At 64.5% G+C, this 11,577-nt stretch carries 11 protein-coding genes; 1 reads left to right on the top strand and 10 read right to left on the bottom strand.

The window, feature by feature from the left end; translation table 11 throughout:
• Nucleotides 1-13: 13 nt before the first annotated feature.
• From AS156_RS17740 to AS156_RS17700, 9 genes are all read right to left on the bottom strand, one after another.
• On the bottom strand, nt 14-1,078 hold the full coding sequence (locus AS156_RS17740; protein ID WP_066503481.1) for an IS630 family transposase: 1,065 nt from the start codon (nt 1,076-1,078) through the stop codon (nt 14-16).
• A 75-nt stretch (nt 1,079-1,153) separates the two neighbouring features.
• Nucleotides 1,154-2,089 carry a hypothetical protein gene (locus tag AS156_RS17735; protein ID WP_066506801.1) on the bottom strand — a complete coding sequence of 312 codons (936 nt, stop codon included), beginning with the start codon at nt 2,087-2,089 and terminating at the stop codon, nt 1,154-1,156.
• 62 nt (nt 2,090-2,151) lie between these two features.
• On the bottom strand, nt 2,152-2,970 hold the full coding sequence (locus tag AS156_RS17730; protein ID WP_066506799.1) for an aldo/keto reductase: 819 nt from the start codon (nt 2,968-2,970) through the stop codon (nt 2,152-2,154).
• A 104-nt stretch (nt 2,971-3,074) separates the two neighbouring features.
• Nucleotides 3,075-3,959 carry an alpha/beta fold hydrolase gene (locus AS156_RS17725; RefSeq protein WP_066506796.1) on the bottom strand — a complete coding sequence of 295 codons (885 nt, stop codon included), beginning with the start codon at nt 3,957-3,959 and terminating at the stop codon, nt 3,075-3,077.
• 28 nt (nt 3,960-3,987) lie between these two features.
• A complete protein-coding gene (hydA, locus tag AS156_RS17720; protein WP_201456052.1) occupies nt 3,988-5,400 on the bottom strand; it encodes a dihydropyrimidinase in 1,413 nt (470 codons plus the stop codon).
• Nucleotides 5,400-6,164 carry an aspartate/glutamate racemase family protein gene (locus AS156_RS17715; RefSeq protein WP_066506794.1) on the bottom strand — a complete coding sequence of 255 codons (765 nt, stop codon included), beginning with the start codon at nt 6,162-6,164 and terminating at the stop codon, nt 5,400-5,402. Before AS156_RS17715 ends, hydA begins: the two co-directional genes overlap by 1 nt.
• On the bottom strand, nt 6,161-6,904 hold the full coding sequence (locus tag AS156_RS17710; protein WP_082747560.1) for a GntR family transcriptional regulator: 744 nt from the start codon (nt 6,902-6,904) through the stop codon (nt 6,161-6,163). The genes AS156_RS17715 and AS156_RS17710 overlap by 4 nt, the downstream gene beginning before the upstream one ends.
• A 66-nt stretch (nt 6,905-6,970) precedes the next feature.
• Complete coding sequence (locus AS156_RS17705; RefSeq protein WP_066506788.1) at nt 6,971-7,750, bottom strand: maleate cis-trans isomerase family protein; 780 nt, start codon at nt 7,748-7,750, stop codon at nt 6,971-6,973.
• Nucleotides 7,751-7,802: 52 nt separating this feature from the next.
• Nucleotides 7,803-9,107 carry an MFS transporter gene (locus AS156_RS17700; RefSeq protein ID WP_066506785.1) on the bottom strand — a complete coding sequence of 435 codons (1,305 nt, stop codon included), beginning with the start codon at nt 9,105-9,107 and terminating at the stop codon, nt 7,803-7,805.
• A gap of 405 nt (nt 9,108-9,512) precedes the next feature.
• Between AS156_RS17700 and AS156_RS17695 the strand changes: the two genes are divergently transcribed.
• Complete coding sequence (locus AS156_RS17695) at nt 9,513-10,967, top strand: multicopper oxidase family protein (RefSeq protein WP_066506782.1); 1,455 nt, start codon at nt 9,513-9,515, stop codon at nt 10,965-10,967.
• A 286-nt stretch (nt 10,968-11,253) separates the two neighbouring features.
• Here AS156_RS17695 and AS156_RS40765 read toward each other — a convergent pair.
• Nucleotides 11,254-11,577: transposase (locus tag AS156_RS40765; RefSeq protein ID WP_144440953.1), on the bottom strand; the 324-nt coding region annotated here is incomplete at its 5' end.

Raw genomic sequence — 11,577 nt, 5'->3', positions numbered from 1 at the left:
CTAGTACCCGGAATCAGAGTTGATTGATACGGCGGCCCTTGAAACGGCGTTGACGGATCTTTTTCTTGGTCCAGACGAAGGGCTCGGCTTTGTCGTTGTAGGCGTTGACGTAGGCATCGATGTGTTCCTGAAGCTGCTTGAGGCTTGTGAAGGAGGTGCCGCTGAGCGACTGCCCCTGCAGGATTGAGAACCATACCTCGATCTGGTTGAGCCAGGACGCACTCGTCGGTGTGAAATGGAATTGCACATTGGGATGGGCCTTGAGCCAGCTCTCATTCTTCTTGTGGGTGTTGAGGTTGTCGAGGATGACGTGAAGCTTTCGGCCCGGAAAGGCCGCGGTGAGGCTGTTCATGAAATCGAGAAACTCGACACGGCGACGGCGTTTTGAATGCGTAGCGATGATCTTTCCGGTGGCGACTTCGAGCGCTGCAAACAATGTCGTGGTGCCATGCCGCTTGTAATCGTGGCTCTGGCCGGTCAAGGCGCGGCCATTGGGCAACTTCAGATAGCCCTGCGCTCGCTCCAAAGCCTGGATCGAGGGCTTCTCGTCCACGCAGAGCACAATAGCCTTCGCCGGCGGGGCGACGTAAAGGCCAACGACATCGGCGGCTTTGGCCGTAAAGTTCGGGTCGTTGCTCTCACACCAGGACTTGCGAGCCGCGAGGTCAATCTTGTGGCTGCGCAGGAACCGCCAGACATATTGGACGTCAACATCGCCTAGCGCCTCGGCCAGCAGAGGGCCGGTCCAGCGCGCAAACCCTTGCGGGGGCGGCTTATCCAGCAGCTTCAGAATCCGCTTGTCGGTCGTCTTCGTATAGATCGGCTGCTTGCCGGGCCGCGGCTTGTCTTGCAGCCCTTCAAGGCCTTGGTCGGCATAGCGATGCCGCCAAACGCTGACAATCCGCGGCTGGACCCCAACTTCCTTGGCGATCGACCGGGTGCTGCGCCCGTCCGCCGCTAACAGGACTATCCGCGCCCGCTTCAAATCGCGCTGCAATGTCATCGGTGAGCGACAACACGCCTCAAGCACCTTGCGATCTTTCCTCGAAAGGCGGACTTCTCTTGCTTCGGGTATCATCCCGACCTTGAATCACGACTCACGTTCCAAGAAAAGCGGGTACTAGTCTGACTGCAACGCAGGCTTCTCGTGGGCCTACGACGCGAAGTCGCGCGGGGTGAAATCGAGGTCGAGGACCTTCCACTCCTTGTACCGATCCTTCGGCAGCATCGCGTAGGGCTGGCAGGCCTGCAGCGCGCTGGTGGCGCTCTGCATCAACAGCGGGCCTTTCGCCGACGCGCTGGCCTCGATCAACTGCGGGGTGGCCGCGAGCTTCCCGTCGGGCATCAACAACACCCGCAGCTTGACCCTGACATCGTCGCTGGTGCTCAGCGTCGCCGGAAGCTTCAGGCAGCTCTTCAGATGACGGCGGAATTCGGCGACCACGCCGGTGCCGATATCGGCCTTCTGGGTGGCCGGCGCATCGAAATTGTCCATGCCCGCGTCAGGGCCCGACGGCGCCGGAGCGGACGTCTCCGCAGGGAGATAAGGAGGCAGGCCGAGAATGACGTGGTATTTGACTGAGGGATCGGGCTCCGGCTGCGTGTAGGCAGGCGCCGGCGGCGGCGCGGGTTGCTGCGCTGCTGGCGGGGGCTGCTGGGGGATCGGAGGCTGCTCGGCCTTCGCCATCTGTTGCGGGGGCGGACTCGGCTGCGGCACCGGTTGCGGCGGCGTCGCCGCCTGCTTCTGCTGGGGCTGCGGCTTCTGCTCCTGTGCCGGCGGGTCCTGTGCCGGCGGGGTCTCTTGCTTCTGCGCCGGTTGCGGCGCAGGCGCCTGAGCTTCAGGCTGGGCTGCGGCCTGATCGGTAGGCTTGTCGAGCGACGGCAATCGCAGCTCCGGCGTCGGCGATGGGGTCGGCGTCGGGTCGGGCGCGACCTCGGCGGCCTCCTGCGGCGTCACGACCTCGACCGGCATCGTGTCAGCGGCGACAGGGTCGAACTGATGGACTTCCGAATAAAGGAAAATGAGCGCGAGCAGCAACAGGTGCACGAGCACCGACGCCATCAAATCCGCATTTGGCCGGAACTTCATCCCACTCGATCACGTCGTGATGTCTCCCCGCCCACTACAATAGCGGTCGAGACCTGTCAGCCTCAATCCCATTTCGGCGCAAAACCGGAATCGGTCAATCGGCCACTGGCGCTGCCCATCGCGGAGATCTCGCGCATGTCCTCGCCGGACAGCTCGAAATCGAACACATTGATGTTCTCCTGCAGTCGCTCGAGCCTTGAGGTGCGCGGGATCGCGGAAACATTCTGTTGCACCAGCCAGCGCAGGCAGATTTGGGCGGCGGTCTTGCGATAGCGGTCGCCGATCCGCGCCAGCGCGCGGTCGTTGCGAATCCGCCCCTTCGCGATCGGGCTGTAGGCGACCAGCGCCAGGCCGTGGCGCGCGCAGGCCTCCATCACCCTGGCCTGGTCGAGATAGGGGTGGTACTCGACCTGGTCGCAGGTCAGCGGCTCCGGACACGCGGCCACCGCCTCCTCGATCAACGCCACCGTGAAGTTGGATACGCCGATATGGCGCGCCAGCCCCGCCTGCTTGACCCGCGCCAGCGCACCGAGCGTGTCCGCCAGCGGCACCTGCGGATTGGGCCAGTGCAGCAGCAACAGGTCGACGTCGGTGAGGCGAAGCCGCGCCAGGCTCTCCTTGGCGGACCGCTCCAGATCCTTCGGCTTGAAATGGCTGGTCCAGACCTTGGTGGTCACGAACACGTCGTCGCGCTTGATACCCGAGGCGCGCAGCCCCTCGCCGACCTCGCGTTCGTTCTCGTAGATCTGGGCGGTGTCGATATGACGATAGCCGAGCCGCAGAGCCTGCTCGACGATGCGCGCGCAGGCACGGCCGCGCAATTCCCATGTGCCGAGCCCGATCGCGGGGATTTTGGCACCGTTGCCTTCGACGACATTCATGCCGCCATTATGCGCGCTCGAGATTGCGCTGCCAACTCACGCCGGCGCAGGATCGGGATCGACCACGAGCACGCCCCCGCCGCGGCGTGGCGGGNNCGGGTGCCTTAGTCCTTCATTCCCGTGATCGAAGCGCTCACCGCTCTCGAATCGCGCGACGGCCAGCGGCCGCTTTCGACCTGGGACAGGAAATCACCGACGATCCTGTTGTATTCGTCGGGCTCCTCGATGTTGATGGCATGGCCGCAGTTCGGCATCACGGCGAGTGCGGCCGACGGAATGCTCTGCTTCATCAGGATGCCCGGCAAGAGACACGGCCAATCCTCATCGCCGGTGATGATGAGCGTCGGCACATTGATGCGCTTCATCTCGTCGACCAGCGTGTAGAGCGAGGGCCGCTCCTTCTGTACCCCCTGCTGGGTATTGGCCGATCCCACCGCCGAATGTTCAGCCAGCATGGTCTTGAACTCGGCGTGACCGCGCGGGTCCTTGTTCTCGTATTGCACGCGCGTCGGCCCATAAGCGTAGCGCTCGGCGAAGGCCGGCATGCCCTCGTTGCGGATCATGTTCGCGATCACGTCGGCCTCGGCGCGAAACGTCTCGCGCTTGTCGAGCTCGGCGCCGTAACCGCAGCCGCCGATGCACAGCGACAGCGCGCGTTCCGGATGGCGCAGCCCGAAATGCAGGGTCGCGAAGCCGCCCATCGACAGGCCGACGATGTGAGCCTTCGGCTGGCCGATATGATCGAGCACGGCCAGGATGTCGTCGGCGGCACGTGCCTGCGAGTAGGACGAGACCTGCTCCGGCACGTCGGAGGGCGGGAAGCCGCGCGCATTGTAGGCGATGGTCCGGTAGCGCTTGCCGAAATGCCGCATCTGCGGCTCGTAGCTGCGCAAGTCGCCGGCGAACTCATGGACCAGGATCACCGGATGGCCCGATCCGGTTTCTTCGAAATAGAGGCGTACTCCGTCGTATGTCACAGCAAAGGGCATGGTGCTCTCCTGCCTTCTGGTTCGCGGGTTACGGGAGGCCGGCTCCCGCTGGTGGCCTGGCGCGCGGCAGATAAGTGCCGTGGCCCTTGGCGCCGACGAGATTGCCGTCATCGACGACGACCTTGCCGCGCACCATGGTGAGGACCGGCCAGCCCGTGACTTCAAGCCCTTCATAGGGCGTGTAGTCGGAGCCGTCATGGATCAACTCGTGCCGAATGGTGACCTTGCGCTTCGGATCCCACAGCGCGATGTCGGCGTCCGAGCCGACCGCGATCGTGCCCTTGCGCGGATAGAGGCCATAGATCTTGGCATGATTGGTCGCGCTGAAGGCGACGAAGCTGTTGAGATCGATGCGGCCCTTCACCACGCCTTCGGAGAACAGGATCGGCAGCCGCGTCGCCACGCCGGGGATTCCGTTCGGCACCCAGCGGAAGCTGGTGCGGCCCTTCGGTGCCAGCTTGCCTTGCGGATCGCCGTAGCGGAACGGGCAATGGTCCGACGAGAAAACCGAGAACACCTTCTGCTGCAGGCCTTCCCAGCATGCCTTCTGGCTGGCGAGATCGCGCGGCGGCGGCGAGCAGACGTATTTCGCGCCCTCCATGTTGAGTTGATCGAGATCCTTCTCCGTCAACACCAGATATTGCGGACAGGTCTCGCCCATCACGCGCAGGCCGCGCTGCTGGGCGCGGCGGATTTCGTCCATCGATTCCCGGTTCGAGACGTGAACGATCATGATCGGCACGTCGACGAGCTCGGACAGCGAGATGGCGCGATGGGTCGCTTCGCGCTCGACCGGGATCGGCCGCGACGCCGCGTGAAAGTGCGGGGCGGTGTTGCCGGCGCGTTCGAGGCGGTCGGTGAGGAAGCGGATCGCATCATAGTTTTCCGCGTGCACCATCAGCATGGCGCCGGTCTCGCGCGCCACCGACATGGTCTCGAGCAATTCGCGATCCGAGAGCGCGAGTCCCTCATAGGTCATGAAGACCTTCAGCGAGGTGTAGCCATCCTCCACCAGCGCCGGCAGCTCCTGGCCGAGCACATGCTCGGTCGGATCGGTGAGGATGAGATGGAAGGCAATGTCGACATGGCATTCGCCTTCCGCCAGCGCGTGGTAGCGCTTCAGCGCCTCGCGCAGCGTCTGGCCCTTCTCCTGCAGGCAGAACGGCAGCACCGTGGTGTTGCCGCCGAACGCCGCGGAACGGGTGCCGCTGGCGAAGCCATCCGCCATGACGATGCCGTCACCCGACGGTTGCGCGAAGTGGACATGGCTGTCGATGCCACCGGGCAGCACAAGCCGGTCGGTCGCATCGATGATATCAGTCGCGGGCCCGAGATCGTGTCCAAGCGCCGTGATCCTGCCGTCACGGATTCCGACGTCGCAGGCAAACGTATCGGCAGCAGTGACGACGGTGCCGCCGCGGATGATGGTGTCGAAGGACATCAGCGGGCTCCCTCCTTCGGTGAGCGATGTTCGATGACGGCGGCCAGCGGCTCCGGCAGCCCGAGCGTGGGCTTGGGGTCGGGCCGACGGAAGGTGCCGGCGACCGCCTTGCGAGGATTGAGCACGGCAAGCGTCTCGGCCTGGCGCACCGCGGCCGCGACCGGATCGATCACCGGCACGGGGATGCGATCGCGCACCTTGGCGGCGAGCCCGGCCAGCGGCGCGCCGGAGAGAATGACGACATCGGCATTGTCCCGCTCGACCGCGCGGTTGGCGAGCGCAACCAGCAGCTCTTCCTTCTCGGCCTGCACCTCCGAGATCGACTCGAAAGCACCGTCGAGCGTGCGTATCCCGGCGCAGCGCGCGGTCAGGCCGTGCATGGCGACGCATTCCTCGTACCAGGGCGCGAGCGCACCGGCGAAGGTCACGATGGAAAACCGCCGGCCGACCATGCAGGCGGTGAGCATGGCGGCTTCGGCGAGGCCGACGACCGGAAATTCGAACAGCTCCCGCGCGCCGAACAATCCGGGATCGCCGAATGCGGCAATGATCGCGGCATCGATGCCGGGCCCGGCCTCGGCCAACATTTCGAGCGCGATCGCGCCGCCGATCTGGGCTTCGGCGCGGGTCGCGATATAGGGCACACCGCGCGACGCCGTGGCGGGCACCAGCTCGGTGCCGGGCGAAGCGACTCTGCTGCCGGCGGCATGCAGCAGATCCGTCACGGCCGCCGTCGTGTTGGGATTGAGCAGCAGAATCCTCATCGTCGTACTTTCCCTGTCGTCCGGCCGCCTGGCCTGGTGCGTTCCTCAGGCGGAGCGGCGGCGTCCGCCTCGCCGCCCAGCGTTTCCGCGACGATTTCGCCGGTGCGACGCACATGGTGCGCCAGCAACTGTCCCGCGCGAGCCGCCTCACCCGCCTTGAGCGCGGCCAGGATGTCCTGGTGCTCGCGCACCGATTCATCCCAGCGTCCCAGCACCGACAGTGCGAAGAAGCGCGCGCGCTCGGCCCGCGCCAGCAGTGCCTCGTGCGTCGCCTTCAGCACAGCATTGCGCGCGAAGCCGACGATCGCCGAATGGATCTGCTGGTTAGTCTGGAAATAGTCGCGCAGTTCGCCGCGACCGTGGTGCCATTCGATCTTGTCCTGCAGCGACTTGAGCCGCTCGAAATCGGCGGGCTCCATGCGCGTGGCGGCAAGCTCCGCGGCGCAGCGCTCGATGCCGCTGACGGCCTCGAACAGCTCGGTCAATTCGGCGTGCCGGAACGGCGCGACCACGGCGCTGTGGTTGAGGCGCAGCTCGACCAGCCCCTCGCTCGCGAGCTGCTTCAGTGCCTCGCGCAGCGGCGTGCGCGAAATGCCGAGCGCGTCGGACAGATCCGCCTCGCCCAATTGCTGTCCGGGCGCAAGCTCGCCGCGCACGATCATGGTGCGCAGCCGCGCCGCCGCCTGCTCGTGCAATCCGATCCGCGGTACGCGCAGGCGCCGCCGCTGCCCGTCCGTCATCGGGCCTCGGCGCTTGGGATCCTTCTTGCGCCCTGTCGTCCTGGTTTCAGTCACTGTTCGCCTTCATCACCGCCCGCGAGGACCTTCGTCCTCCACGTTGAACGCCGTGGCCGCCCGCAGCTCCGGATTGGAGAACAGGCCGCCCCAGCCTTGAATCCGCGACGGATCGCAGCCGGTCGCAACCAGGCACACCCACAGCGTCACCGCAATCGAATCGAGCACGGGCACGCCTAACTGCTGCTCCAGCCGCGCGGCGGCACCGGCGCCCCGCATGTTGGTGCAGAGTACCACCGCGGCATCGCAGCCCTCGCGCACCACCTGCTCGATCAGCGACGCGACCTCGGCCTCGCTGACCTCCGCGAAGGAAAAATTGTCCTGCAGCGACAAGTGCCGCTCGGCGAAGCAATGCAGCCCTGCCGAATTCCAATTGGCGATGATCCTGTCCTGGACGTCCTTGCGATACGGCGTCACCAGTCCGATGCGCTTCGCGCCGATCCGGCGCAACAGGTCGCGATAGGCCAGCACCGTGGTGCAGGCCTTGATCCCGGTGGACGCCGTAATCTGCTCGCACAGGCTCTCGTCGCGATCGAAGCCGAGCCAGCTCGCCGACGTCCCGTTCCAGGCGATGACATCGACCTTGGCATGCGCCAGCAGTTCGGCCGCGCGCAGGATCTCGCTGGCGTCGAACTGGCGCAGCGCGGAGTCGGACAGCGCGATCTCCGTCACCTTGAAGCGCGAGAAATGCGCCGAGACATTGTCGATGCCCGCCAGCATCGCGCAGGTGATCGGCTCGAGCGCGGTGTTCGAAGACGGCGTCAGCATGCCGAGCCGGACGGGACGTGTCATTCACTGGCCTCATCAACGGGCCGAGCCTCGTGCAGACTCGGCCCCGCGCGTTTTAGACTGGTAGCTTGCGGCTGTAGTCGATCAAGGTCGAGCAGATCAACAGCGCAATGCCGGTGGCGGCGAAATACATCAGCGCCAGGAAATAGGAGCCCGTCGCCTGCACGATGAGACCCACGATCAACGGCGTCGTGATGCCGGCGATGTTACCGCCGAGATTCATGCAGCCGCCGAGAAAGCCTGACTTGCCGCGGCCCGCGAGCGCCGAGGGGATCGCCCAGTACATCCCGCACCAGCGCAGGAAGAACAGCGTGGTCGACAGCAGCACCACGACCGCGACGGGATTCGACACATAGGCGACGAGGAAGATCGACACGGTCGCCATGATCGCCGCGATCCCGAACAGGGTGCGGAACACCGTGTTCGGCGCACCTCCCCGCGCGCGCCAGCTGTCGCCGATCCAGCCGCCGACCAGTTCGCCGACGAAGCCCGCGAAGAAGATGATGAAGGAGGCGCTGCCCAGCACCTTGATGTCGAAGCCGTGCACCTTGAACAGATAGGTGGGCATCCAGGTCAACAGCCCGTAGAAGGTGGTGTTGAAGAACATCCAGCCCAGGCACATGCACCACACCGAGCGGAAGCGGAAATAGGCCATCCAGCTCGCGCCCGACGGCGGCGGCGTCGCCGCATCCTCGATCGCATGCGCCTCCTCGAGATAGCGCGCCTCCGCCTCATTGACCGACGGGTGCTCGCGCGGCTCGTTGCGGATGTAGTACCAGGCCCACAGGCCGCACAGCATGGTGCCGACGCCGGCGATGACGAAGGCCATCCGCCAGGAATCGAACACCGCGATCAGCCACGCGATCACGATCGATCCGAGCGCGGCACCAAGCGGAGCGCCGCCGTCGAGCAAGGTCGCGCCGCGTCCGCGTTCCGTCTGCGTCATCCAGATCGCGTTGAGCTTGCCGCCGGCCGGATAGATCGGCGCTTCCGACGCACCGAGGCCGAGCCGGGTCAGCAGCAACAGGAACCAGCTCGGGGCCAGCGCCGCGAGCGCCTGGAACGCGCCCCAGAAAAACGTTGCGGCCGCGATCACGATCCGCGGCTTGAACCGGTCGGCGAGCATGCCGCCCGGCACCTGCATCACGGCATAGGTCCAGAAGAACGAGCTCAGGATCAGGCCCTGCATCGCCGGATCGATATCGAACTCCTTCGCGATCAGCGGCATCGCGACCGAAAGCGAGGCGCGATCGATGTAGTTGATCGAGATCAGGAACAGCATCAGCAGGAAGATCTTCCAGCGCACGCCGCTCGGCTTCGCCGTGTCTGCCATTGCGATGGTGGAAACCTGTTCGCTCATTGCTTACCCCCTGTTGGCAGCCTCGTTTCTTTCATCGCGTGACCGTTCGCCATTGAAGGTCATCCGCCTGCCCCTGCCAGGAGCGAAGTCTGTTCCAGCTTGCGCGGAACAACAAGCACATTTTGTATGCTGCATGCAATTTATATTATCATGCTGTTTATATTATACAATTCTAATAACAAGCTTCGTTTGAAGGCAGGCCGGTGATGAGGATTTGGGCGGAACCGGCCAGCCGTCGTTGCGTCTCAAGCGCGATCCCTTTAGGTGAGAATGACGCAAGTTCGCCGAAGCGGAAGCAACAGCCGACAACCGCGCGGGCGCTCGATTCACGAAAGTGAATTGCGTCCGCACAGGCATCGATCGACGATCGCTGAAGCTGGAACGTCGCATAAGGACACCCGTGCCATGCCGCTCAACCGACGTTCCATGCTAGCCGGCGGCGCCCTCCTCCCTCTTCTCGGTGTAGCACCACGCCTCGCTCGCGCCGACGAGCAGGCCACGCAGGAGAAGGCCGATACCACGCTGCGGATCGCGACAGGTCTGGCCGAGCTTGCTCCCGATCACATCGTCTCGACGACGCTCTACAACGGCCAATTCCCCGGTCCGCTGCTGCGCTTCAAGGAGGGCCAGCGCGCCGTGGTCGACGTCTACAACGATACCGACACGCCGGAACTGGTGCACTGGCACGGCCAGATGATCCCGAGCGACGTCGACGGCGCGGCCGAGGAAGGCTCGCCTTTCATCCCACCGCACGGCATGCGCCGGATTTCATTCGTGCCGAAGCCAGCGGGCTTCCGCTTCTACCACACCCATGTTCCGGCCGGCGGCGATCTCAATCGCGGCACCTACACCGGTCAGGTCGGCCCCGTCTACATCGAGCCGAAGAACGAGCCCGGCGCCTACGACCGCGAGGTGTTCCTGGTGCTAAAGGAGTGCGAGCCATCCTTCAGCCGCGGCGGCGACATGGCAATGGACTTTCTCGCCGGCGAAGAGATCAAGGAGCTCGAGGCGATCGGAAAGAAGGCCGATGACGAAGCACAGGTGAAGGCCAAGGGCTTCGAGGTCGGCTACGACCTGTTCTCGATCAACGGCAAGATGCTGGGCCACGGCGATCCGATCAGCGTCAGGCCGGGCGAGCGCGTGCTGTTTCACGTGCTCAACGGCAGCGCCGGCGAGATCCGCAGCCTCGCGCTGCCAGGACATGTGTTCAAGGTCGTGGCGCTCGACGGCAATCCCGTGCCGACGCCGCGGAATGTGCCGGTGCTCTGGCTCGGCACGGCGGAACGCATCTCAGCGATTGTCGAGATGAACCATCCCGGCGTCTGGATCATCGGCGATCTCGCCGACGACGACCGCAAGCGCGGGATGGGTATCGTCGTCGAATATGCGGGTGCCAAGGGCAAGCCTCAATGGGCGAAGCCGAAACCGTTCCGCTGGGACTACACGCAGTTCGGCAAGGCCGAGACGACGACCGCCAAGCCGGACGAGACGATGGAGTTCCTGATCGTCAAGCGCAATGGCGCAGTGAACGGCTTCAACCAGTGGACGCTGAATGGCGAAGCGTTCTCGATGCAGACCATGAAGCCGATGTACAAGGTGCATGAGGGCCGCCGCTACCGTCTCAAATTTCGCAACGCCAGCGACGACATCCACCCGCTGCATCTGCATCGCCACAGCTTCGAACTGGTCCGGATCGGCGGCAAGCCGACCGCCGGTGTCCTCAAGGACGTCGTGATGCTCGGCGGCTTCCAGGAGGTCGAGTTTGACTTCGTCGCCGACAATCCGGGCATGACGCTGTTTCATTGCCATCAGCAGCTGCACATGGATTTCGGCTTCATGGCGCTGTTCGATTACGCGTGACGGCCGAGGTCGTGCGACAAGCGGTCCCGACGGGCAACTCACTTGCTCGCCGCCGCTGTCCAGTCCTCACGAGCAAAATATTTCTGTATTTCGGAAATGCGATTTGGTGTATGAATTGAGCCGTCTCACCCGATTGAGGGGCGCGTCGCGATCGTCACGAGTGTTGCGGTGAGATGCGGTGGACGCCGAGCGTGCGACTGACGAGAGCACGCGAAGCGGACGGCGAAGTCGTACAGGCCTGACGCCCTAGCACTACTTTGGCAGAAACTGTTTTTGTAGCGACTTTTCAAGGATTCGTCTTCTGCAGTACGGACACCGCTGAGCCCGCGGTCGCAGGATGAGATCGACGATGGCGTGACGTACTGCGGGCATGGTTGGCTGAGGCGGAGGCCCGTTGATTCTTTTTTTTCCGCCCCGCATATGCGAGGCGACGATGTTGCAGGAAGGCGTAGGCGATCATGGTCATTAGAGCGTGACGATGAAGGCCTTGCCATGATCGCCCTTCGAAGTGATCAAGTCCAAGCTCCTCTTTCAACTGCTGATGCGCCTGCTCGCAGATCCATCGTGCCTTGATGGTGGCGGCCAGTGTGCGCAGATCCGTCGCCGCAGG

Source organism: Bradyrhizobium macuxiense (genome assembly GCF_001542415.1).
GTDB lineage: Bacteria > Pseudomonadota > Alphaproteobacteria > Rhizobiales > Xanthobacteraceae > Bradyrhizobium > Bradyrhizobium macuxiense.
The sequence above is the reverse complement of the archived record's forward strand: the minus strand, read 5'-3'. Positions and strand labels throughout refer to the sequence as shown.